The organism is Roseateles sp. P1_C6, from assembly GCF_056406315.1.
This window is the reverse complement of record NZ_JBFUAK010000002.1, coordinates 570,810-593,843: the sequence shown is the minus strand read 5'-3', so window position 1 is coordinate 593,843 and position 23,034 is coordinate 570,810. Positions and strand designations below refer to the sequence as shown.

The following is a 23,034-nucleotide window of genomic DNA, read 5'->3' as shown; positions in this document are numbered from 1 at the left end:
GGAATCCTAGCCGATGTTCTGGTGCCGTCGGCGAGACTCGAACTCGCACAGCTTTCGCCACTACCCCCTCAAGATAGCGTGTCTACCAATTTCACCACGACGGCAGGTATTCAAATATGCCTGGCAGCTAGTGAGGGTTTGCCCGCCAGACAGCCTCGCATTCTATACCGGAAAAGACAGGCCTCCGGTGAGGAAGCGAGGGTTTTACTCGGGCTTCAGTTCGCCGCGGCGGAGGCCGCAACAGACGCCGGAGCCGTGGGTGCAACGCTGGCGCCAGGAATGGCGGCGGCACCCGATGCGGCTGGAGCCGGCGCGACGACCGGCGCGCGGTCCAGCACGCTGTCGGCGCCCGAGGCGGTGGGGCGGCCATTGGACAGGAAGGCCAGGCCCAGCGTGCAGCCGAAGAACAGGGTGGCGGCAAACGCCGTCGTGCGCGACAGGAAGTTGGCGCTGCCGGTGGCGCCGAACAGGCTGCCCGACGCACCGCTGCCGAAGGATGCGCCCATGTCGGCACCCTTGCCGTGCTGCACGAGCACGAGACCGATGATCGCCAGTGCCGACAGCAATTGGACGATCAACACCAGATTCGCAAAGAACTGCATTCCAAACACTCCATCAAAACTTGATGACGCCCGGCCTCACATGGCGGGCGCCGGAAAAACTCAGTGGGCCGCGGCCAGGCAGATGGTGGCGAAATCCGCCACCTTCAACGACGCGCCACCGATCAGGCCGCCGTCGATGTCCGGCTGAGCAAACAGCTCGGCCGCGTTGTCGGCCTTGACGCTGCCGCCGTAGAGGATGCGCATGACGCCGGAGCGGTCCGTCGCGGCATGCAGCTGCGCACGCAGCACGGCGTGCACGGCCTGCGCCTCCGCCGGCGAGGCGGTCAAGCCGGTGCCGATGGCCCAAACGGGCTCGTAGGCCACGACCATCTCGCCGCAGCAGTGACCCAACGTGTGGATGACGGCGGCGAGCTGGCGCTTGACGACGGCTTCGGTCTGGCCGGCCTCGCGCTCGGCGCGGGTTTCGCCGACGCAGACGATGGGCGTCACGCCGTGGGCCAGCGCCGCCTTGGCCTTGTCGGCAACGAGCTGGTCGCTCTCTGCGTGATAGGCGCGGCGCTCCGAGTGGCCGACGATGGCGTAGCGGCAGCCGACATCGGCCAGCATCGCGCTCGACACCTCGCCGGTAAAGGCACCCTGCTCGTGCGCGGAGCAGTCCTGCGCGCCGTAGGCGATGGCCGTGCCGGTCAGCGCGAGCGCCGTCTCGGCGATGTACAGCGAAGGCACGCAGACGGCGACGTCGGCGTTCCAGGGTCCGGCTTCTTTCAGGCCAGCGAGCAACTGCGCATTGGCAGCGCGGCTGCCGTGCATCTTCCAGTTGCCCACGACGAGTTTTCTTCTCATCTCAGCTCCATCACCAGGTCAGCACGATCTTGCCGATGTGCTGGTTGGATTCCATACGCGCGTGCGCCTCGGCCGCTTGAGCGGCGGGCAACTCGCGGTCAATGACCGGCTTGATGCGGCCGGCCTCGATCAGCGGCCAGACCTTGTCGCGCAGCGAACGCGCCAGGCCGGCCTTGAAGGCCGCCGAGCGCGGGCGCAGCGTCGAACCGGTGATCGTCAGGCGCTTGCGCAGCACGAGGCCGGCATCGATCTCCGACTTCACCCCGCCCTGCACCGCGATCAGCGCCAGCCGACCATCCTCGGCCAGCGCTTGCACGCCGCGGCCGATGTAGTCACCGGCCACCATGTCCAGGATCACGTCGACACCGCGGCCACCGGTGGCGGCCTTGGCTTCGACGACGAAATCCTGTTCGCGGTAGTTGATCGCAATGTCTGCACCCAGCGTCTTGCAGGCCTCGGCCTTGTCGGCGCTGCCCACCGTCACCAGCACGCGGGCGCCGAGCGCCTTGGCGATCTGGATGGCCGTCACGCCAATGCCGCTGCTGCCGCCATGGATCAGCAGGCTTTCGCCCGACTGCAGGCCCGCGCGGTCGAACACATTGGCCCAGACGGTGAAGCAGGTCTCGGGCAGCGTCGCCGCTTGCGCCATCGACCAGCCCGCAGGCACCGGCAGGCATTGGCCCACCGGGGCCGTGCACAGCTCGGCGTAACCGCCACCGTTGACCAGCGCGCAGACCTTGTCGCCGACCGCAAAGCCGGCCTCAAGCAGCGCCGCCGCATCGCCCGAGACGATCTCGCCAGCCACTTCGAGGCCAGGCAGATCGCTGGCCCCAGGTGGCGGCGGGTAGGCGCCCTTGCGCTGCAGCACGTCCGGCCGGTTGATGCCGGATGCGGCGACGCGAATCACGCACTGGCCGGGCCCGGCGACCGGATCCGGTCGCGTGACCAGCTCCAGCACCTCGGGCCCGCCGGGGCGAGTGATCGCAATCGCCTTCATCGCGGCTTCGCCTGGCCTTACTCGGCCGGCGCGTCGGGCGCGGCCGTCGGTGCAGCGACAGGTGCCGGTGCCGGCTGCTGTTCGCGATCGATCAGCGCCTTCATCGACAGCTTGATGCGGCCCTTTTCGTCCGTCTCCAGCACCTTGACCTTGACGATCTGGCCTTCGCTCAGGAAGTCGGTCACCTTCTCGACGCGCTGGTGGGCGATCTGGCTGATGTGCAGCAGGCCGTCCTTGCCGGGCAGCAGGTTCACGAGGGCCCCGAAGTCCAGGATCTTGGTGATCGGGCCTTCGTAGACCTTGCCGACTTCGACTTCGGCCGTGATTTCCTGGATGCGCTTCTTGGCCAGCTCGGCCTTGTCGGCGTCCGTCGAGGCGATGGTGATGGTGCCGTCTTCGCCGATGTCGATGGTCGTGCCGGTCTCTTCGGTCAGCGCGCGGATCGTGGATCCGCCCTTGCCGATGACGTCACGGATCTTCTCCGGGTTGATCTTCATCGTGTACAGGCGCGGTGCGAACTGCGACACCTCGGTGTTGGCGCTGCCCATGGCTTCGGTCATCTTGCCCAGGATGTGCAGGCGGGCTTCCTTGGCTTGCGCCAGCGCGACCTGCATGATTTCCTTGGTGATGCCCTGGATCTTGATGTCCATCTGCAGGGCGGTGATGCCGGTCGTCGTGCCGGCCACCTTGAAGTCCATGTCGCCCAGATGATCTTCGTCACCCAGGATGTCGGTCAGCACGGCGAAGCGGTTGGCGTCCTTGATCAGGCCCATGGCGATGCCGGCCACGTGGGCCTTCATCGGCACGCCGGCGTCCATCAGCGCCAGGCAGCCGCCGCAGACCGAAGCCATCGACGACGAGCCGTTGGACTCGGTGATTTCGGAGACGACGCGCAGCGAGTAGGGGAAGTCTTCCTTGCTCGGCAGCGCGGCGATCAGCGCGCGCTTGGCCAGGCGGCCATGGCCGATTTCGCGGCGCTTGGGGCTACCGACACGCCCCGTCTCGCCGGTGGCGAAGGGGGGCATGTTGTAGTGCATCATGAAGCGGTCTTCGAACTCGCCGTCCAGCGCGTCGATGCGCTGCGCGTCACGGTCCGTGCCCAGCGTCGCGACGACCAGGGCCTGCGTCTCGCCGCGTGTGAACAGCGCCGAGCCGTGGGTGCGCGGCAGGATGCCGTTGCGGATTTCGATGGGGCGCACGGTGCGCGTGTCGCGGCCGTCAATGCGCGGCTCGCCGGCCAGGATCTGGCTGCGCACGATGCGGGCTTCGATCTCGAACAGCAGGCCTTCGACCTCAACCTTGTCGAACTCGACGCCTTCGCTCTTCAGCGCGGCGAAGACGTTGGACGTCACGCTGCGGCAGGCTTGCGTGCGGGCTTGCTTGGAGCGGATCTGGTAGGCCTCGCGCAGCGGGCCTTCGGCCAGCGCGTTGACCTTGGCAATGAAGGCCTCGTCCTTGGCCGGGGCGGTCCAGTTCCAGGCCGGCTTGCCGGCGTCACGCACCAGCTCGTTGATCGCGGCGATGGCGACGTTGCCTTGCTCGTGGCCGTAGACGACCGCGGCCAGCATGACTTCTTCCGACAGGCCGGAGGCCTCGGACTCGACCATCAGCACGGCGCTTTGCGTGCCGGCGACGACCAGGTCCATCTGGCTGTTGACCAGCTCGGACTTGCTGGGGTTCAGCAGGTACTCGCCGTTGACGTAGCCCACGCGGGCGGCGCCGATGGGGCCATTGAAGGGGATGCCGGAGATGGCCAGCGCGGCGGACGTGCCGATCATGGCGGCGATGTCGGCCTGCACTTCGGGGTTCAGGCTCACCACATGGATGACGACCTGGACTTCATTGAAGAAGCCTTCCGGGAACAGCGGGCGGATCGGGCGGTCGATCAGGCGGCTGGTCAGCGTCTCGTGCTCGCTCGGGCGACCTTCACGCTTGAAGAAGCTGCCGGGGATCTTGCCGGCGGCGTAGGTCTTCTCGAGGTAGTCGACGGTCAGCGGGAAGAAGTCCTGGCCGGCCTTGGCTTCGGTCTTGGCGACCACGGTGGCCAGCACGACGGTGCCTTCGATGTTGACGAGGACGGCACCAGTGGACTGGCGGGCGACTTCACCCGTTTCCAGCACGACGTTGTGGCGACCCCATTGGAAAGCCTTGGTGACCTTGTTGAACATGGACATGCTCATTGCTCCTGGTTGTTGTGGGCGCTGATCAGTGGATGAAAAGCGCCCGGAAGAACCGGGAACGAGGCTGGGTTTGGTCCAGATGCCATTCCAGGGCGGCTCAGCAAGCCGCCTTGGAATGACACATCCGACACCACGTCAGCTTGGTTCCTGGGTAGAAAGACAAAGAGCCTGTACTGGGCTTGAGGGACCAGACAGGCTCCTTGCGGATTCGAGGCGCCTACTTGCGCAGGCCGAGCTTGGCGATCAGCGCGGTGTAGCGGCTGGAATCGGTGCGCTTCAGGTAGGCCAGCAGGCTCTTGCGCGAATTGACCATCTTCAGCAGACCGCGGCGGCCGTGGTGGTCCTTGGCGTGGGTCTTGAAGTGGGGGGTCAGATCGTTGATGCGGGCGGTCAGCAGGGCGACCTGGACTTCCGGCGAGCCGGTGTCATTGGCGCTGCGTGCGTTGGCCTTGACGATCTCGGCCTTCTTTTCGGCGATGGACATTTGTTTTCCAAAAGGTTTCGGAAGTCCGGCCGGGCGAGACGCACTACTGGAGCGCTGCCGCAGACGGTTTCCGGGGTTGACTTGCGGACACGGGGGAAACCACCCCGAGCCGTGCTGGTGCCGCTCAGCTTGCGCCGAGCGTTCGTTCTGCTTGCGCAAAACCTGCGGATTCTAGCCCAAAGCGCTGCGGGTATGCACAGCCCCCAAGGCCAAGCTCGCGGACATGCTGCCGGCGGCGCCGGTTTCAAGAGCAAAAACCGCCCTGCCCTGCAAATGCGTGACATCTCCGCACCCGGCCGAAAACAGGCCTTGAAGCGGCTGAGCATCGCCCTATCTCTCGGTCATCGGGTGCTGCTCCCGACTGGTTCAGCAGCGCAACCACTGGAGTTCACCATGTTCTACCTGACCCACCCCCGCCACGTTGCCCGCGCCCTGCGCCAGTTCGACGCGGACAGCAACGCCGCCCGCAGCCCGGCGCTGGACGTCTCCGAAGACGACAAGGCCTACCGCGTCACCGTCGACATGCCTGGCGTGGCCAAGGAGGCCGTCAAGGTTCGCGTCGAAGGCCGCCGCGTGCATGTCGAGACCGTGACGCCGGAAAGCGAAGCCGCCACCGACGGCTCTCGCCTGCTGTACAGCGAGCGCCGCGCCGCGCGTTACGCCCGCAGCTTCTCGCTGCCGGTGGAGATCGACCAGAGCCAGTCGGAAGCGCGCTTCGAGAACGGCGTGCTGACGCTGAACCTGGCCAAGCGCGTCGCCGAGAACGGCGGCCAGCTGACGGTCAACTAAGCCGAGCCAAGTTCCCAGCGCGGACGGACTTCAAAGCCGCCGTCCTGCCTGGGTTGGGCCATGCCGCGCTGCACCCGCAGCGCGGCGGCCATCGCGATCATCGCGCCGTTGTCGGTGCACAAGGACAGTTCGGGGTAGTGCACGCGCACGCCCCGCTTGGCGCAGGCCGCGTTCAGCTGCTCGCGCAACCTGGCGTTCGCGCCCACGCCGCCGGCGACAACCAGGCGCTTCAGCCCCGTTTCCTTCAGGGCCAGCAGCGACTTCTTCACAAGCACATCGACTATTGCCGCCTGTGTCGACGCAGCGAGGTCGGCCTTCGTCTGCTCGCATGGTGAGTCGCCAATCTTCTTCACCTGCGTCAACACGGCCGTCTTCAGGCCGGCAAAGCTGAAATCCGGCTTGCCGCTGTGCAGCAGCGGGCGCGGCAGCGTGAATGCCTCGGCATTGCCGAACTCGGCCATGCGCGCCAGGTGCGGGCCACCTGGGTAAGGCAGGCCCAGCAGCTTGGCGCTCTTGTCGAAAGCCTCTCCGGCCGCGTCGTCAATGGTCTCGCCCAGCATCTCGTAGCTGCCCACGTCATCCACCCGCATCAATTGCGTGTGGCCACCGCTGACCAGCAGCGCGACGAAGGGGAACTCCGGCGGGTCGGCCGACAGGAAGGGCGACAGCAGGTGCCCTTCAAGGTGATGGATGGGCAGCGCCGGCACGTCGAGCGACGCGGCCAGCGACACGGCCACACCTGCACCCACCAGCAGCGCGCCGGCGAGGCCGGGACCCTGCGTGTAGGCGATCAGGTCAATGTCATGCAGCGCCAGCCCGGCCTGCGACAACACTTCGCGTGTCAGTGGCAGCACACGACGCACGTGGTCGCGCGAGGCCAATTCGGGCACGACGCCACCGTAGGCCTGGTGCATGCTGATCTGGCTGTGCAGCGCCTGCGCGACCAGGCGCGGCGGCGCATCGCCGTCCACCTCGACGAGCGCCACCCCGGTCTCGTCGCAGGACGACTCGAAACCCAGGATGCGCTGGACCGAACTCACTTGCCTTCCTTGGCGTGATTGATGGAGTACTTGGGAATCTCGACCGTCACGTCCTGCTGGCGCAGCAGTGCCTGGCAGGACAGGCGCGAGTCGGGCTCCAGACCCCAGGCGCGGTCCAGCATGTCCTCTTCGTCCTCTTCCATCTCGCTCAGCGAACGCCCGCCCTCGCGCACGATGACGTGGCAGGTCGTGCAGGCGCAGACCTGGTCGCAGGCGTGCTCGATGTGGATGTCGTTGGCCAACAGCGCTTCGCAGATCGACGTGCCGGGCGTCGCGGTGATGCTGGCGCCGTCGGGACAGTACTCGGCGTGCGGGAGGATCTTGATGACGGGCATGTCTTTGTTCTCTCAAAGGGCCGAGACGTTGCGGCCGGTCAGCGCGCGGGCGATGGAGCGATTCATGCGCTCGGCAGCAAAGCCTTCGGTCGCCTCGGCGAGTGCCTTGACGGCGGCGTCGATGGCGTCGGCATCACCGTCCATCGTGGCCAATGCCACGACGCGCGCTTCCAGCGCGTCGCGCTCGGCCGCAGGCAGCAGGTCGCCGTCGGCCGCCAGCGCGCTGCGCGTCGCGAGGACCATGCGCTCGGCCTCGACCGTGGCCTCGCGCAGCTTGCGTGCGGCCATGTCTCCCTCGGCGCTGGCGAAACCGTCCTTCAGCATGTTGGCGATCTCATCATCACCAAGGCCGTAGCTGGGCTTGACGGTGATGGCCGCCTGCACGCCCGAGGTCAACTCCTCGGCCGACACGTTCAGCAGCCCGTCGGCATCGACCTGGAAGCTGACGCGGATGCGCGCGGCGCCAGCGACCATCGGCGGAATGCCGCGCAGCTCGAAGCGCGCCAGCGAGCGGCATTCGCTGACCAGCTCGCGCTCGCCCTGCACGACGTGGATGGCCAACGCGGTCTGGCCGTCCTTGAAGGTCGTGAAGTCCTGCGCCTTGGCGACGGGGATGGTCGAGTTGCGCTCGATGACGCGCTCGGTCAGGCCACCCATGGTCTCCAACCCCAGCGACAGCGGGATCACGTCCAGCAGCAGGATTTCGCCATCCGCTGCATTGCCGGCGAGCTGGTTGGCCTGGATGGCGGCGCCCAGCGCCACGACCTCGTCAGGGTTCAGGTTGGTCAGCACCTCGCGACCGAATAGCTCGCCGACCGCACGGCGCACGACGGGCATGCGCGTGGAGCCGCCGACCATCACGGTACCGGCCACGTCGGCCGCCTTCACCTTCGCGTCGCGCAACACACGCTTCACGGACGACAGCGTCTTGGCGATCAGCGGTTGCGCCAGTTGCTCGAACTGCCCGCGCGTGACGGTCACGCGCAACTCGCCGGTGTCCAGCGCGGCGACCAGCTCGGTCGAGTCGGCATCGGACAGCGCTTCCTTTGCCGCCCGTGCGGCAACGAGCACGGCACGCTTGTCGTGCGCCGATTCCACAGCGCGGCCCGCCAGCGCCCAGTCGGCCAGCACGCGATCGAAGTCGTCGCCGCCCAGCGCTGCATCGCCGCCGGTCGCGACGACCTCGAAGACGCCACGCGTCAGGCGCAGCAACGAGATGTCGAAAGTGCCGCCGCCGAGATCGTAGACGGCGTAGAGCCCCTCGCTGGCGTTGTCCAGGCCGTAGGCGATGGCGGCGGCCGTGGGCTCATTGATGAGGCGCAGCACCTTGAGGCCGGCGAGTTCCGCAGCGTCCTTGGTGGCCTGGCGCTGGGCATCGTCGAAATAGGCCGGCACGGTGATGACGGCACCGAACAAGTCGTCGACGAAGCTGTCCTCGGCGCGGAAGCGCAGCGTGGCCAGGATCTCGGCGGACACCTCGACGGGGCTCTTGACGCCGTCGCGCGTGGCGATGGCCAGCATGCCGGGGCGGTCTTCGAACCGGTAGGGCAGGTGCTCGCGGTTGGCCACATCGGCCAGGCCGCGGCCCATGAAGCGCTTGACCGAGACGATGGCGTTCTCGGGGTCTTCGGCCTGGGCGGCGAGCGCGTCGGCGCCAATCTGGCGCCGGCCTTCTGGCAGGTAGCGCACGGCCGACGGCAGGATCACGCGGCCCTGCTCGTCGGGCAGGCATTCGGCCACGCCATGGCGGACGGCGGCAACCAGAGAGTGCGTCGTACCGAGGTCGATGCCGACGGCGATGCGGCGCTGATGCGGGTCGGGCGACGCGCCGGGTTCGGAAATCTGCAGGAGGGCCATGTTTTAAGCGTCAAGCGCGGCGAGGCGCTGATCGATGTCGGCACGGAAGCGCTGGATGAACATCAGCGCGCGGACCTGGGAAGCGGCGGCCGGCGCATCGCCGACCTCGTCAAGCAGGCGCAGCACATTGGCGAGCGCCGCGGATTCTGCTTGCGCCGCGTCGTCGTCCAGAGACTGCAGCGCGGCTTCGCCGTCGGCCTCGTCGAGCGCCTCGCGCCATGCCATCTGCTGCATCAGGAATGCCGCGGGCATTTGCGTGTTGTTCTCGGCTTGCACGGGTGCGCCGCGCAGTTCGCACAGGTAGGCGGCACGCCTGAGCGGATCGCGCAAACGCTGGTGAGCCTCGTTGACGCGCATGGCCCATTGCATGGCCACGCGCTGGGCGGCGGCGCCCTCGGCGGCGAAGCGGTCGGGGTGGACCTCGGCCTGCAGCGCCTTCCAACGCGCGTCGATGTCGGCGCGCACCTGGGCCTGCGTCTCAGGCAGGCCGAAGAGCTGGAAGTCGTTGTCGGTCAGGCGCATGGCGAGGGGAAAAAGCAAAAGGCGCGGTTCACACCGCGCCTGTCATGGAGTCAGCGAGGTTCAGACACGGAAGGACTCGCCACAGCCGCACTTGTCTTTCTCGCGCGGGTTGCGGAACTTGAAGCCTTCGTTCAGGCCTTCGCGCACGAAGTCCAGCTCAGTGCCGTCAAGGTAAGGCAAGCTCTTGGGGTCGATGAGGATCTTGACCTCATGGCCTTCGAAGATCACGTCTTCGGGCGCCACGTCGTCGGCGTATTCGAGCTTGTAGGCCAGGCCCGAGCAGCCCGTCGTCTTCACGCCCAGGCGAACGCCCACGCCCTTGCCGCGCTTGGCGATGTAGCGCTTGACGTGGCGAGCGGCGGCTTCGGTGAGGGTGACCGACATGGATTTAGGCGACGGTCGCGTGCTTGGCGCGGTAGTCGTCCACCGCGGCCTTGATGGCGTCTTCGGCCAGGATGGAGCAGTGGATCTTGACCGGCGGCAGCGCCAGTTCTTCGGCGATGTGCGTGTTCTTGATCGTCAACGCCTCGTCCAGACTCTTGCCCTTGACCCACTCGGTCACGAGCGAGCTGGAGGCGATGGCCGAGCCGCAGCCGTAGGTCTTGAACTTGGCGTCCTCGATGAGACCCGTCGCCGGGTTGACCTTGATCTGCAGCTTCATCACGTCGCCGCAGGCGGGCGCACCGACCATGCCGGTGCCGACGTCGTCGCCGTTGTCGAACTTGCCGACGTTGCGGGGGTTCTCGTAGTGGTCAACGACCTTTTCGCTGTATGCCATGGTGTTCTCCTGTGTCGACGACGATCAGTGGGCAGCCCACTGGATGGTCGAGATGTCGATGCCGTCTTTGTACATGTCCCAAAGCGGGGACAGTTCGCGCAGCTTGGCCACGCGGTCGGTCAGCACGCTGATCGCGTAGTCGATTTCTTCTTCGGTCGTGAAACGGCCGATGGTCATGCGCAGGGATGAGTGCGCCAGTTCGTCCGAGCGGCCCAGCGCGCGCAGCACATAGCTGGGCTCCAAGCTCGCCGATGTGCAGGCCGAGCCCGACGACACCGCCAGGCCCTTGACGCCCATGATCAGCGACTCGCCCTCGACGTAGTTGAACGAGATGTTCAAGTTGTGCGGGACGCGTTGTTCCAGGTCCCCGTTGATGAAGGTCTGCTCGATGCCCGACAGGCCCTGGATCAGCTTGTTGTGCAGCGCGCGGATGCGTTCGCTTTCCGTGCCCATCTCCTCACGGGCGATGCGGAAGGCTTCGCCCATGCCGACGATCTGGTGCACCGGCAGCGTGCCGGAGCGCATGCCGCGCTCGTGGCCGCCACCGTGCATCTGCGCTTCCAGGCGCACGCGCGGCTTGCGGCGCACGTACAGCGCGCCGATGCCCTTGGGGCCGTAGGTCTTGTGCGAGGCCAGGCTCATCAGGTCAATGGGCAGCTTGGCCATGTCGATGGCGACCTTGCCGGTGGCCTGGGCCGCGTCGACGTGGAAGATGATGCCGCGCTCGCGGCACAGGTTGCCTAAAGCGACGACGTCCTGGATGACGCCGATCTCGTTGTTCACGTACATGACCGACGCCAGGATGGTGTCCGGGCGCAGTGCGCCCTTGAAGGCTTCCAGGTCGACGAGGCCGTTTTCCAGCACGTCGAGGTAGGTCACGTCAAAGCCTTGGCGCTCCAGCTCGCGCATCGTGTCGAGCACGGCCTTGTGCTCGGTCTTGACGGTGATCAGGTGCTTGCCGCGCGTCTTGTAGAACTGCGCGGCGCCCTTCAGCGCCAGGTTGTTGGACTCGGTGGCGCCCGAAGTCCAGACGATCTCGCGCGGGTCGGCGCCGATCAGCTCGGCGACCTGCACGCGCGCCTTCTCGACTGCTTCTTCCGCTTCCCAGCCCCAGGCGTGGCTGCGCGACGCCGGGTTGCCAAAATGCTCGCGCAACCAGGGAATCATCGCGTCCACCACGCGGGGATCGCACGGCGTCGTCGCGCCGTAGTCGAGGTAGATGGGGAAGTGCGGGGTCATGTCCATGGAACGACTTCTTTTGAGTTTTTCTTACTTGCTGAACGCGCCGCCCAGCGCGAAGACCGAGTTCGGCGCCGTCACGCGGATGGGCTTGAGCACCGGCTGCGAGGAGATGGCGCGCTTGACCGGCGCAGCCTCGACCTCGAAGCCCTTGGCCAGTTGCTCATCGGCAAGCTTGCGCAGGGACACGGAGTCGAGGTACTCGATCATCTTGGCGTTCAGGTTGGTCCAGAGTTCATGGGTGATGCAGCGGCCGCTGTCTTCACCCATGCAGTTTTCCTTGCCGCCGCAGCCGGTGGCGTCCAGCGCCTCGTCCACGGCGACGATGATGTCGGCGACGGTGATGTCTTCGGCCTTGCGGCCCAGCGAGTAACCGCCGCCCGGGCCGCGGGTGCTTTCCACCAGCTCATGGCGGCGCAGCTTGCCGAACAGCTGCTCCAGGTAGGACAGCGAAATCTGCTGCCTTTGGCTGATCGCTGCCAGGGCCACGGGACCCGTATTCTCGCGCAGCGCCAAGTCCAACATCGCGGTGACTGCAAACCGGCCTTTGGTAGTGAGACGCATAAAAACTCCTTTGCGAGATGGCACGACCAGGATTTGTCCTGGACAAATGATTTCGGGTTAACCCGGGACGCCTGGACAATAGCCGAGCGAATCATTTCCGATGATTTTACTCGACTACTCGGCCACTTCCCATGGCCGGTGGGTAGCCCTAGGAAATGGCGGGCCTTTGCTGCGCCGCAGCAGCCTCAGCGAGGTGCGTCGGCCTTTCGCGCGCTGTCCAGGGGCACGATGTTGTCGTGCACGCGCGCGCCGAAGGCCTGCTCGCGCAGTTGGCCCAGCTGATCGCGAATGCGGGCGGCTTGTTCGAACTCCAGGTTGCGCGCGTGCTCCAGCATCTGCTTCTCCAGCTGGGCAATACGTTTGGCCAGATCCTTCTCGGACAAGTCCTCGATCTTGGCCGCCGCCAGCAGCTTGGCGTCGTCGCGGCCGGATTCGGCGGAGTACACGCCGTCGATGAGGTCCTTGATGCGCTTTTGCACGCTGCGCGGCGTGATGCCGTTTTCCTCGTTGAAGGCGATCTGCTTGGCGCGGCGGCGCTCCGTCTCGCCGATGGCCTTGCGCATCGACTCGGTGATGCGGTCACCGTACAGGATGGCCTTGCCGTTCAGGTTGCGCGCCGCGCGGCCGATCGTCTGGATCAGGCTGCGCTCGGCGCGCAGGAAGCCTTCCTTGTCGGCGTCCAGGATGGCCACCAGCGACACCTCGGGAATGTCCAGACCTTCACGCAGCAGGTTGATGCCCACCAGCACGTCGAAGGCGCCCAGCCGCAGGTCGCGCAGGATCTCGACGCGCTCCACCGTGTCCACGTCCGAGTGCAGGTAACGCACCTTGACGCCGTTGTCGCTGAGGTAGTCGGTCAGCTGCTCGGCCATGCGCTTGGTCAGCGTCGTGATCAGCACGCGCTCGTTGACCTCCACGCGCAGGCGGATCTCCTGCAGCACGTCGTCCACCTGATGCGTCGCCGGACGCACCTCGACGGTGGGATCGACCAGACCGGTGGGTCGCACGACCTGCTCGACCACCTGGCCGGCGTTGTCCTGCTCATACTGAGCCGGCGTGGCCGACACGAACACCGCCTGGCGCATCTTGCGTTCGAACTCGGCGAACTTCAGCGGCCGGTTGTCCAGCGCGGAAGGCAGGCGAAAGCCGTACTCCACCAGCGTCGTCTTGCGTGCCCGGTCGCCGTTGTACATGCCGCCGAACTGGCCAATCAGCACGTGGCTCTCGTCCAGGAACATGATGGCATCCTTGGGCAGATAGTCCACCAGCGTGGGTGGCGGGTCGCCCGGCTCGGCGCCGGACAGATGCCGCGTGTAGTTCTCGATGCCCTTGCAGTGGCCCACCTCCTGCAACATTTCCAGGTCGAAGCGCGTGCGCTGCTCGACGCGCTGCGCCTCGACGAGCTTGCCTTCCTTGACGAAGAAGTCGACGCGCTCCCGCAACTCCGCCTTGATGGCGTCGGTGGCGGCCAGCACGCGCTCGCGCGGCGTCACGTAATGGCTGCTGGGGTAGACCGTGAAGCGCGGGATCTTCTGGCGGATCTGGCCGGTGAGCGGGTCGAACAGCGACAAGCCCTCGATCTCGTCGTCGAACAACTCGATGCGGATGGCCAGCTCGGAATGTTCGGCCGGGAACACGTCGATGGTGTCGCCGCGCACGCGGAAGTGGCCTCGCACGAACTCCATCTCGTTGCGCGTGTACTGCATGCGGATCAGCTGCGCGATGACGTCGCGCTGGCCCATCTTGTCGCCCGTGCGCAGCGTCATCACCATCTGGTGGTAGTCGCTCGGGTTGCCGATGCCGTAGATGGCCGACACGGACGCGACGATGACCACGTCGCGTCGCTCAAGCAGGCTCTTGGTGCAGGACAGGCGCAGTTGCTCGATGTGCTCGTTGATCGCGCTGTCCTTCTCGATGAACAGGTCGCGCTGCGGCACGTAGGCCTCGGGCTGGTAGTAGTCGTAGTAGCTGACGAAATACTCAACCGCGTTGTTCGGAAAGAAATCCCGGAACTCGCTGTACAGCTGCGCCGCCAGCGTCTTGTTGGGCGCGAACACGATAGCGGGGCGGCCCAGGCGGGCGATGACGTTGGCCATCGTGAAGGTCTTGCCGGAGCCGGTCACGCCCAGCAGCGTCTGGTAGCTGAGGCCGTCGTTGATGCCCTCGACGAGCTGGTTGATGGCCGCCGGCTGATCCCCCGCAGGAGGAAAAGGCTGGAACAGCTGGAACGGCGAGCCTTCGAAGCTGACGAACTCGCCCTTGCGTTCCTCCGTGTCGCCCTCGGGGGCCGGCATGACGTTCAAGGCTTCTTGCATGGGGGAATCCCTGGGTTAGAGGGCAAAATTGCTGCGCTGCGCAATCCGGCAGGGTAGCGCAGGCCCCGCCCCAACGCCCTCCCCCTCCTGCCAACGTCCCTTCAGGAAACATCCATGTCACTCTTCGCCGACGTCGCCCTTGCCCCCCGTGATCCCATCCTCGGCCTGAACGAGCAGTTCAACGCCGACACCCGCCCGGGCAAGGTCAACCTCGGCGTGGGCGTCTACTACGACGAGGCCGGCAAGCTGCCGCTGCTGAAATGCGTGCGCGAAGCCGAGGCCGCCATGGCCGCCGCCCCCAAGCCGCGCGGCTACCTGCCCATCGACGGCATCGCCGCCTATGACAAGGCCGTGCAGAAGCTGGTCTTCGGCAGCGAGCTGAAGAACGTCGCCACCGTGCAGGCTTTGGGCGGCACGGGCGCGCTGAAGATCGGCGCCGACTTCCTGAAGCAGCTCAACCCCGGCTCCAAGGTGCTGATCTCCGACCCGAGTTGGGAGAACCACCGTGCGCTGTTCACGCAGGCCGGCTTCACCGTCGAGACCTACCCCTATTACGACGCCGCCAACAAGGGTATCAACTTCGACGGCATGCTGGCCGCGCTTAACGCGGCGCCGGCCGGCACGGTCGTCGTGCTGCACGCCTGCTGCCACAACCCGACCGGCTACGACATCACGGCCGCCCAGTGGGCCCAGGTGGTCGCCACCGTCAAGGCAAAGGGCCTGACGCCCTTCCTGGACATGGCCTATCAGGGCTTCGGCTTCGGCCTGAAGGAAGACGGCGAAGCGGTGCGCCAGTTCATGGCCGCCGGCGTGGGCTTCTTCGTTTCGACCAGCTTCTCCAAGAGCTTCTCGCTGTACGGCGAGCGCGTCGGCGCGCTCAGCGTCGTCTGCACCAGTGACGAAGAGGCCGTGCGCGTGCTGTCGCAGCTGAAGATCATGATCCGCACCAACTACTCCAACCCGCCGACGCACGGCGCCCAGGTCGTCGCCCAGGTGCTGGCCGACGACAAGCTGCGCGGCCTGTGGGAAGAAGAGCTGGCCGGCATGCGCGTGCGCATCAAGGCCATGCGCTCGGCGCTCGTGGCCGCGCTGAAGGCCGCTGGCGTCACGCAAGACCTGGGCTTCGTCACCGAGCAGCTGGGCATGTTCAGCTATTCGGGCCTGAACGCCACCCAGATGCAGCGCCTGCGCAGCGAGTTCGGCGTCTACGGCGTGGATTCGGGCCGCATCTGCGTGGCCGCACTGAACGAGGGCAATCTGCCCACGGTGGCCGCTGCGATGGCCGCCGTCATTCAGGGCTGAACCCCTTTTCGCACCAGTGAAGTGCGCAGGATTGGCGGTTTGACCGCCGTCCTGATGTTGCAGCGCACAAGGGCGAAAGCGTTTTCTGGCACCATCCACGCATTCCCCGGCCCCTAGTTCAAGGTTTTGCCATGCTGTATCAGCTCTTCGAAACCCAGCGCGCACTGCTCAGCCCCTTCTCGGAGTTTGCTGCCGCGTCGGCCAAGCTCTACAGCCACCCGCTGTCGCCGTTTGCGCACACGCCGATGGCACAGCGCCTGTCGGCCGGCCTGGACCTGGCGCACCGCCTGGCCAAGGACTACGAGAAGCCCGAGTTCGAGATCAAGTCGGTCGAGGTCGACGGCGTCGACGTTGCCGTGCAGGAGCTGGTCGCGCTGGAGAAGCCCTTCTGCCGCCTGCTGCGCTTCAAGCGCTACACGGACGAACTGGCCGTGCTGTCCCGCATGAAGGACCAGCCCACGGTCCTGGTCGTCGCGCCCCTGTCCGGCCACCACAGCACGCTGCTGCGCGAGACGGTCAAGCAACTGCTGAAGACCCACAAGGTCTACATCACCGATTGGACGGACGCGCGCATGGTGCCGCTGGACGTGGGCCCTTTCCACCTGGACGACTACATCGCCTACGTGCAGGAGTTCATCCGCCACGTGGGCGGCGCCGACAGCCACGTGATCTCCGTCTGCCAACCCACCGTGCCGGTGCTGGCCGCCATCTCGCTGATGGCCAGCCGCGGCGAGCCCACGCCGCGCAGCATGACCATGATGGGCGGCCCCATCGACGCCCGCAAGAGCCCGACCGCCGTCAACAACCTGGCCATGAACCGCAGCTACAGCTGGTTCGAGACCAACGTCATCTACCGCGTGCCGACCAACTTCCCCGGCGCCGGCCGCGCGGTCTACCCCGGCTTCCTGCAGCACACCGGCTTCGTCGCGATGAATCCGGACCGCCACCTGTCCTCGCACTACGACTACTTCCTGGACCTGGTGCGCGGCGACGACGAAGGCGCCGAGGCGCACCGCCGCTTCTACGACGAGTACAACGCCGTGCTGGACATGCCGGCCGAGTACTACCTGGACACCATCAAGACCGTCTTCCAGGACTTCGCGCTGGTCAACGGCACCTGGGAGGTCGACGGCCAGTTGGTGCGCCCGCAGGACATCACGACGACCGCGCTGCTGACCGTCGAGGGTGAACTGGACGACATCTCCGGCGCCGGCCAGACCAAGGCTGCCCATGAGCTGTGCTCCGGCGTGCCCAAGCAGCATCAGTTCCACTACGACGCGATTGGCGCGGGCCACTACGGCATCTTCTCGGGCCGCCGTTGGCGCGACAACGTCTACCCGCAGGTGTGCGACTTCATCGCCAAGTACGAGGCCACGCCGCTGAAGAAGACGGCCAAGGTCACTGCGACGAAAGCCACCGCCAAATCGTCGCCGGCCCGCAAGCGCAAAGCGTGAGCCTTGCCGAGCTGATCGACGCCGCACTGCCGCAGACCCAATGCACCCGCTGCGGCTACCCGGACTGCCGTCGCTACGCTGAAGCCGTCGCCGCGGGCGAGGCCGACATCAACCAGTGCCCGCCCGGCGGCGCCGAGGGCGTGGCACGCCTGGCGGCGATCACGGGTCGCACCGCCCACCCCCTGAACCCCGCCAACGGCGTTGAAGCCACGCGCGGCGTCGCCGTCATCGACGAGGCCTGGTGCATAGGCTGCACGTTGTGCATCAAGGCCTGCCCGGCGGACTGCATCGTCGGCGCGCCGAAGGCCATGCACGTCGTCGTCGCGGCGCAGTGCACCGGCTGCGAGCTGTGCGTGCCGGCCTGCCCGGTCGACTGCATCTCCATGCCCGAGGCCACGACGACCACCGGCTGGGCCGCCTGGAGCCAGCCGCAGGCCGACGAAGCCCGCGAGCGCTACGGCTTTCGCCAGTTCCGCCGCCACCGCGAGGCCGAGGAAAACGAAGCTCGCCTGGCCGCCAAGGCCGAGGCCAAGCTGGCCGATCTGCCCGCCGCATCGGCCATCACCGACCCTGCCCAGCTTGACCGCAAGCGCGCCGCCATCGAGGCCGCGCTCGCCCGGGCACGCGCCAAACGCGGCTGACAATCACGGCATGAACGGTGCCCAAGTCGAACGCTTCTTCGCCATCCTGAAGGCCGCCAACCCGGCGCCCCAGACCGAACTGGAATTCGCCAGCGTCTTCGAGCTGCTCACGGCCGTGCTGCTGTCCGCCCAGGCCACGGACGTGGGCGTCAACAAGGCCACCCGGCGCCTGTTCGCGATCGCCAACACGCCGGCGCAGATCCTCGCGCTAGGCCAGGACGGCCTGGAGTCGCACATCAAGACCATCGGCCTGTACCGCAGCAAGGCCAAGCACCTGCTGCAGACCTGCCGGATGCTCATCGATCTGCACGGCGGCGAGGTGCCACGCTCGCGAGCCGACCTGGAAGCCCTGCCCGGCGTGGGCCGCAAAACCGCCAACGTCGTGCTGAACGTCGCCTTCGGCGAGCCGACGATGGCCGTCGACACGCACATCTTCCGCGTCGGCAACCGCACGGGCCTGGCGCCCGGCAAGACGCCGCTGGCTGTCGAGCTGGGCCTGCTGGACCGCGTGCCCGAGGCCTATCTCGTCGATGCCCACCACTGGCTGATCCTGCACGGCCGCTATGTCTGCCAGGCGCGCAAGCCGTTGTGCAATGTTTGTGCCGTCGTCGCCGAGTGCGATACCGGACGCCTCCTAAAATCGGCCCCCGCCTGATCACAAGCCCCTCCATGGCCAGCCTCACCGACCTGACTGACCGCGTTGAGCGCCTGCTCGTGCGACACGACGAAATCCTGCGCACCAACCTGCTGCTGCAGGTGCAGCTCACCGCCATCACGCAGGAGCGCGACAGCCTGCGCTCGCGCCTGAACGCGGCACGCGCCCGCGTGGACGCGCTGCTGGAGCGGCTGCCGGTCGAAGCCCCGAAAGAAGAGCTGCCATGAAGCAGATGGAAGTGATCATCATGGGCCAGAGCTACCTGCTCGGCTGCCCGGAAGGCGGCGAGGCCGCGCTGACCTCGGCCGTGGCCCAGGTGGATCGCGAGATGAGCGCCATCCGCGACGCCGGCAAGGTCAAGGCCCGGGAACGCATCGCCGTGCTGGCCGCGCTGAACCTGGCCTACCAGCTCGCCGAGGCGCCCCGCGAAGCGACGCGGCAACCGGCCGCTCCTACGCCTGTTTCGTCACCCGAGGTCGATACCCTCATCAAGCGCCTGGATGAAGCCCTCGGACACGATGGCCAGCTCCTCTGAGCCTTAGAATTCACGCCGTCCATCGCTTTCCCCGGGGCTTTATTTCCTTCATCCGATGCTCTATGAGCAAGGGCTTGGAAAATGCCGGGCGGGCGTGATCGTCTCGCGTCAGATGAACCCGAAGCCCGGCTGACTTCGCCCACCTGATTACCCCTGGGTGTTCAGGATCTCGGCCCCCAGGATTGCGGTGGACACCCTCCCCTCCCTTAGCATCAGCCCATGAACTACTGGCTGATGAAGTCGGAGCCCGATGAGGCTTCCATCCTCGACCTGGAACGTGCCGGCACCCTGCCCTGGACCGGCGTGCGCAATTACCAGGCGCGCAACTTCATGCGCGACGAAATGCGCCTCGGCGACGGTGTACTGTTCTATCACTCGTCCTGTCCGGAGCCCGGCATCGCGGGCCTGGCCGAGGTCTGCAGCGCGGCCTATCCGGACGCGACGCAGTTCGACGCCGCAAGCCACTACTTCGACCCCAAATCCAAGCCCGAGGCGCCGCGCTGGGTTCACGTCGACGTGCGCTGGCGCGAAACGACGCGCTTGCTGAGCCTGAAGGAAATGCGCGAGGCCCCCGAGCTGGCGGAGATGCAGACGCTGCAGCGAGGCAACCGGCTGTCGATCACGCCGGTCACGCCCGCCGAGTGGCGGGCCGTGATGAAGCGGCTGCACGCCGCATGACGGCCACGCTGATCGCGGAACTGCTTGCGCTGGGTCTTGCCGCCGGGTTTCTCGCCGGGCTGCTGGGCATAGGCGGCGGCATGCTGATGGTGCCGCTGCTGACGTTCATCCTGGGCCAGCGCGGCGTCGAGCCTGGCCTTGCCGTGAAGATGGCCATCGCCACCTCGATGGCCACCATCATGTTCACGTCGCTGTCCAGCGTGCGCGCCCACCACAAGCGCGGCGCCGTGCGCTGGGACCTCGTCAAGGGGCTGGCGCCAGGCATCCTGATCGGCGGCCTGCTGGCCGGCGCGGGTCTGTTCGCGCTGATCAAGGGTGCGTGGCTGGCGCTGGTGTTCGCGGCCTTCGTCAGCTTCTCGGGCTGGCAGATGCTGCGCAATAGGCGCCCGGCGCCCAGCCGGCAGATGCCCGGCCCGGCCGGTCAGTTCGGCGCCGGGGCAGGCATCGGCCTGCTGTCCGGCCTTGTCGGTGCGGGCGGCGGCTTCGTCAGCGTGCCCTTCATGGTCTGGTGCAACGTGCCCGTGCATCTGGCCGTGGCGACCAGCGCGGCGCTGGGCTTTCCGATCGCAGTCGCCAACACGCTGGGCTATGTCATCGGCGGCTGGGGCATGGCGCCGGCGCTGCCCGGCTCGTTCGGCTACCTCTACCTGCCGGCGCTGGCGCTGATCGCCGCGGCCAGTGTGACGATGGCGCCGCTGGGCGCCCGCGCGGCGCATGCCATGGATGTCGCCCAGCTGAAGAAGGCGTTCGCGACACTGCTGTTCGCGCTCGCCGCCTACATGCTCTGGCAGGGGATCGCCGGGCTCAGCTGAAGGCGATGGAGGCCAGCACGACCTGGTTGCCGCCACGGCGCTGGGCCTCGTGCACGGCGGCCTCGCTCGCAGCCATCAACTCGTCCTGGCGCGAGGCCGTGTGCGGGAAGCTGGACACGCCCATGGAGATTGACAGGCCCAGGTCCTGCCCGTTCAGCACGACGATCTGCGCCGCGCACTGGCGGCGCAGCTGCTCCATGCGCGCATGCGCCGTCGCCAGGCCCACGCCCGACAGCAGCACCGCGAAGCGCTGCGCGCCGATGCGGCAGGCCGAGTCCATCGCCCGCGTGTTGGCGCGCAGCATGCGACCTATACCTTCGAGCAGGCGCTGCTGGGCGTCGTCACCCAGGCTGGCAACGGAAGGCGATCCGTCCAGCGCGATGACGACCAGCGCGAACTCGCGGTGTTCGCGCGAGGACAGGTCGATCTCGCGCAGCAACTGGTCGTCGAACTGCGGCCGCATGTACAGGCCGGAGACGTCATCGCGGCCGGAGCCCAATTGCAGCTCGCGGCGGATCTGCTCGATGGAACTCTGCTGCTGCTCGATCTGCGCCAGCGCGCGCTGCAGGTGGGCCTCGCGATGGCGCTCCTCGGTGCGCTCATGCCAGACCGACAGCAGGAAGTCCTGGCCCAGCGCCAGGCGCGTGACGCTGAATTCGCGACGGCGGCCGTTGATCTCCAGCTTGTGCTCGCTGACGACCGGGTGGCGCTGGGCCATCACGGTCTGCTCGACGCGGCGCAGCGCCGTGGTCTCATCGGCCTTGAGCAATTCGGCATCGGTGTGGCCGATGACGTCTTCGCGTTCGAACAGCTGCGCCAGCCCGACGCTCGCAAACACGTAGCGGCCGTTGGCCACCGTCTTGATCGCCGCCTGGCTGCCCAGCGGCTCGATCAACGACACCAGCCCCGCCAGCGCCTCGTGGCCGAGTTCGGCGTGCGCGCTCAGCCACTGGGCCAAGCTGCCGGGCTGCGGCTGCATCGCGGTCTGGGCGGCAGTCATGTCCATGAAATCGTTTTGATGGGGTCGCGCGGCACAGGGGAGAACCCGGCCGCAACCAGGGGTCGAAGGACTGTAGTGGGGCCTCGGCGCGCCCAGCAAGGCCGTACCACCCCACGAATCGGGCCTCCCCCCTAGAAGGCCCTTCAGTTACCACGGCTGCATCGTAGCGAGTTTCGCCAGAGCCACCCGCGACAATCGCCCCGTTCAGCGTGGAGGCATATGCAGGTTTTCGATGCGGTGGTGGTGGGCGCAGGCGCGGCAGGGCTGTTCTGCGCGGGCTTGGCGGGGCAACGCGGGCTGCGAGTGCTGTTGATCGACCACGCGCCACGCCTGGCTGAAAAAATCCGTATCTCTGGCGGCGGGCGTTGCAATTTCACGAATCGCGAGGCGGGACCGGCGAATTTCCTGTCCGACAACCCAGCCTTCTGCCGCTCGGCGCTGGCGCGCTACACGCCGCAGGACTTCATCAAGCTGGTGCAGAGCCACGGGATCGCCTTCCACGAAAAGCACAAGGGCCAGCTGTTCTGCGACGACGCCAGCGAGCAGATCATCCAGATGCTGGTCAAGGACTGCGATGCAGGTGGCGTGACGCGCTGGCAGCCCTGCACGGTGGCCGACGTGCGTCGCGTGGCTGAAGGCGGCTTTGAGCTGGACACCAGCCAGGGGCCGGTGCGCACCCCGCGCGTGGTCGTCGCGACCGGCGGGCTGTCGATCCCGAAGATTGGCGCCAGCGACTGGGGCCTGCGCCTGGCCAAGCGCTTCGAACACGCGATCGTCGAGCCGCGGCCGGCGCTGGTGCCCCTGACCTTTGACGTCGACACCTGGGCGCCGTTCGCGGCGCTGGCCGGGCTGTCGCTGCCGGTCGAGGTGTCCTGCGGCAGCGGCAAGGCGCGCGGCCGCTTCCTGGAGGACCTGCTGTTCACGCACCGCGGCCTGAGCGGCCCGGCCATCCTGCAGATCTCCAGCTACCGCACGGCCGACCAGGCCTTGCAGATCAATCTGATGCCCGAGCTGCAGCTGGACAAGGAACTCGTCGAGGCCAAGGGCGCGTCGCGTCGCCAGCTTGGCAACGAGCTCGCCGCCCGCCTGCCCCAGCGCCTGGCCGCCGCGTGGCTGGAGCGCGCGGGCCTGGACGCCAGCCGGCCGCTGGCCGAATGTCGCGACGCCGACCTGCAGCGCCTGGGCCGCAGCGTGCATGACTGGCAGCTGATGCCCAGCGGCGACGAGGGCTGGCGCAAGGCCGAGGTCATGCGCGGGGGCGTCTCTACCCGCGAATTGAGCTCACAGACGCTGGAGAGCAAACGCCTGCCGGGCCTGTATTTCATCGGCGAGGTGGTGGACGTGACCGGCTGGCTGGGTGGCTACAACTTCCAGTGGGCCTGGGCCAGCGCGGCGGCCTGCGCGCACGCCATGGCGGACGCCTCAGCCCCTGCCTGAGCAAATCTTGGCAA

25 protein-coding genes and 1 tRNA gene are annotated in these 23,034 nt (G+C 67.1%); 10 read left to right on the top strand and 16 right to left on the bottom strand.

Going from position 1 to position 23,034, the window contains the following annotated elements; genetic code table 11:
* Positions 1–19: 19 nt before the first annotated feature.
* The 6 genes from AC1D29_RS05740 to rpsO all read right to left on the bottom strand — a co-directional run bounded on the left by AC1D29_RS05740 (position 20) and on the right by rpsO (position 5,067).
* Positions 20–104: transfer RNA gene (locus tag AC1D29_RS05740), tRNA-Leu, on the bottom strand.
* A gap of 111 nt (positions 105–215) precedes the next feature.
* Positions 216–602 (bottom strand): preprotein translocase subunit SecG, encoded by a 387-nt coding sequence (gene secG / locus AC1D29_RS05735; protein ID WP_477895059.1) that lies wholly within the window; start codon positions 600–602, stop codon positions 216–218.
* Between the two features lie 60 nt (positions 603–662).
* Positions 663–1,406 (bottom strand): triose-phosphate isomerase, encoded by a 744-nt coding sequence (gene tpiA / locus AC1D29_RS05730; RefSeq protein ID WP_477895057.1) that lies wholly within the window; start codon positions 1,404–1,406, stop codon positions 663–665.
* A gap of 10 nt (positions 1,407–1,416) precedes the next feature.
* Positions 1,417–2,403, bottom strand: coding sequence for an NAD(P)H-quinone oxidoreductase (locus tag AC1D29_RS05725; RefSeq protein WP_477895055.1), 987 nt, complete (start codon positions 2,401–2,403; stop codon positions 1,417–1,419).
* Positions 2,404–2,420: 17 nt separating this feature from the next.
* Positions 2,421–4,577: a polyribonucleotide nucleotidyltransferase gene (gene pnp / locus AC1D29_RS05720; protein WP_477895053.1), complete on the bottom strand. Its 2,157-nt coding sequence runs from the start codon at positions 4,575–4,577 to the stop codon at positions 2,421–2,423.
* A 223-nt stretch (positions 4,578–4,800) separates the two neighbouring features.
* On the bottom strand, positions 4,801–5,067 hold the full coding sequence (rpsO, locus tag AC1D29_RS05715; protein ID WP_477895051.1) for a 30S ribosomal protein S15: 267 nt from the start codon (positions 5,065–5,067) through the stop codon (positions 4,801–4,803).
* Positions 5,068–5,460: 393 nt separating this feature from the next.
* Between rpsO and AC1D29_RS05710 the strand changes: the two genes are divergently transcribed.
* Positions 5,461–5,856 carry an Hsp20/alpha crystallin family protein gene (locus AC1D29_RS05710; protein ID WP_477895049.1) on the top strand — a complete coding sequence of 132 codons (396 nt, stop codon included), beginning with the start codon at positions 5,461–5,463 and terminating at the stop codon, positions 5,854–5,856.
* Here the strand turns inward: AC1D29_RS05710 and tsaD are convergent.
* The 9 genes from tsaD to uvrB form a co-directional block, all read right to left on the bottom strand.
* On the bottom strand, positions 5,853–6,896 hold the full coding sequence (tsaD, locus tag AC1D29_RS05705; protein WP_477895047.1) for a tRNA (adenosine(37)-N6)-threonylcarbamoyltransferase complex transferase subunit TsaD: 1,044 nt from the start codon (positions 6,894–6,896) through the stop codon (positions 5,853–5,855). The genes AC1D29_RS05710 and tsaD overlap by 4 nt on opposite strands.
* Entirely contained in the window at positions 6,893–7,231 is a 339-nt protein-coding gene (gene fdx, locus AC1D29_RS05700; protein WP_056196904.1) for an ISC system 2Fe-2S type ferredoxin, read from the bottom strand. The genes tsaD and fdx overlap by 4 nt, the downstream gene beginning before the upstream one ends.
* A gap of 12 nt (positions 7,232–7,243) precedes the next feature.
* On the bottom strand, positions 7,244–9,088 hold the full coding sequence (gene hscA / locus AC1D29_RS05695; protein WP_477895045.1) for a Fe-S protein assembly chaperone HscA: 1,845 nt from the start codon (positions 9,086–9,088) through the stop codon (positions 7,244–7,246).
* Positions 9,089–9,091: 3 nt separating this feature from the next.
* Positions 9,092–9,610, bottom strand: a complete 519-nt coding sequence (hscB, locus tag AC1D29_RS05690) for a Fe-S protein assembly co-chaperone HscB (protein WP_477895043.1) — start codon at positions 9,608–9,610, stop codon at positions 9,092–9,094.
* Between the two features lie 60 nt (positions 9,611–9,670).
* Positions 9,671–9,994, bottom strand: a complete 324-nt coding sequence (gene iscA / locus AC1D29_RS05685; protein ID WP_422015086.1) for an iron-sulfur cluster assembly protein IscA — start codon at positions 9,992–9,994, stop codon at positions 9,671–9,673.
* Between the two features lie 4 nt (positions 9,995–9,998).
* On the bottom strand, positions 9,999–10,388 hold the full coding sequence (iscU, locus tag AC1D29_RS05680; protein ID WP_477895040.1) for a Fe-S cluster assembly scaffold IscU: 390 nt from the start codon (positions 10,386–10,388) through the stop codon (positions 9,999–10,001).
* Positions 10,389–10,412: 24 nt separating this feature from the next.
* Positions 10,413–11,633 (bottom strand): IscS subfamily cysteine desulfurase, encoded by a 1,221-nt coding sequence (locus AC1D29_RS05675; RefSeq protein WP_477895038.1) that lies wholly within the window; start codon positions 11,631–11,633, stop codon positions 10,413–10,415.
* Positions 11,634–11,657: 24 nt separating this feature from the next.
* A complete protein-coding gene (gene iscR, locus AC1D29_RS05670; protein WP_025563988.1) occupies positions 11,658–12,191 on the bottom strand; it encodes a Fe-S cluster assembly transcriptional regulator IscR in 534 nt (177 codons plus the stop codon).
* Positions 12,192–12,376: 185 nt separating this feature from the next.
* Complete coding sequence (gene uvrB, locus AC1D29_RS05665; RefSeq protein WP_477895173.1) at positions 12,377–14,485, bottom strand: excinuclease ABC subunit UvrB; 2,109 nt, start codon at positions 14,483–14,485, stop codon at positions 12,377–12,379.
* Positions 14,486–14,620: 135 nt separating this feature from the next.
* On the opposite strand from uvrB, the gene AC1D29_RS05660 reads away from it, so the two are divergent.
* From AC1D29_RS05660 to AC1D29_RS05625, 8 genes are all read left to right on the top strand, one after another.
* Complete coding sequence (locus AC1D29_RS05660; protein ID WP_477895036.1) at positions 14,621–15,808, top strand: amino acid aminotransferase; 1,188 nt, start codon at positions 14,621–14,623, stop codon at positions 15,806–15,808.
* Between the two features lie 131 nt (positions 15,809–15,939).
* A complete protein-coding gene (locus AC1D29_RS05655) occupies positions 15,940–17,262 on the top strand; it encodes a polyhydroxyalkanoate depolymerase (protein WP_477895033.1) in 1,323 nt (440 codons plus the stop codon).
* Complete coding sequence (rsxB, locus tag AC1D29_RS05650; protein ID WP_477895031.1) at positions 17,259–17,903, top strand: electron transport complex subunit RsxB; 645 nt, start codon at positions 17,259–17,261, stop codon at positions 17,901–17,903. Before AC1D29_RS05655 ends, rsxB begins: the two co-directional genes overlap by 4 nt.
* Positions 17,904–17,913: 10 nt before the next feature.
* Complete coding sequence (gene nth, locus AC1D29_RS05645; RefSeq protein WP_477895029.1) at positions 17,914–18,558, top strand: endonuclease III; 645 nt, start codon at positions 17,914–17,916, stop codon at positions 18,556–18,558.
* Between the two features lie 14 nt (positions 18,559–18,572).
* Positions 18,573–18,785, top strand: a complete 213-nt coding sequence (locus AC1D29_RS05640; protein ID WP_477895027.1) for a DUF904 domain-containing protein — start codon at positions 18,573–18,575, stop codon at positions 18,783–18,785.
* A complete protein-coding gene (locus AC1D29_RS05635) occupies positions 18,782–19,093 on the top strand; it encodes a cell division protein ZapA (protein WP_477895025.1) in 312 nt (103 codons plus the stop codon). Before AC1D29_RS05640 ends, AC1D29_RS05635 begins: the two co-directional genes overlap by 4 nt.
* A gap of 219 nt (positions 19,094–19,312) precedes the next feature.
* Positions 19,313–19,771: an EVE domain-containing protein gene (locus AC1D29_RS05630; RefSeq protein WP_477895023.1), complete on the top strand. Its 459-nt coding sequence runs from the start codon at positions 19,313–19,315 to the stop codon at positions 19,769–19,771.
* Positions 19,768–20,583 (top strand): sulfite exporter TauE/SafE family protein, encoded by an 816-nt coding sequence (locus AC1D29_RS05625; RefSeq protein ID WP_477895021.1) that lies wholly within the window; start codon positions 19,768–19,770, stop codon positions 20,581–20,583. Before AC1D29_RS05630 ends, AC1D29_RS05625 begins: the two co-directional genes overlap by 4 nt.
* On the opposite strand, the gene AC1D29_RS05620 is transcribed toward AC1D29_RS05625, so the two are convergent.
* On the bottom strand, positions 20,576–21,589 hold the full coding sequence (locus tag AC1D29_RS05620; RefSeq protein WP_477895019.1) for a GGDEF domain-containing protein: 1,014 nt from the start codon (positions 21,587–21,589) through the stop codon (positions 20,576–20,578). The two genes, AC1D29_RS05625 and AC1D29_RS05620, sit on opposite strands and share 8 nt — an antisense overlap.
* 213 nt (positions 21,590–21,802) lie before the next feature.
* Between AC1D29_RS05620 and AC1D29_RS05615 the strand changes: the two genes are divergently transcribed.
* Complete coding sequence (locus AC1D29_RS05615) at positions 21,803–23,020, top strand: BaiN/RdsA family NAD(P)/FAD-dependent oxidoreductase (RefSeq protein WP_477895017.1); 1,218 nt, start codon at positions 21,803–21,805, stop codon at positions 23,018–23,020.
* Positions 23,021–23,034: the final 14 nt, after the last annotated feature.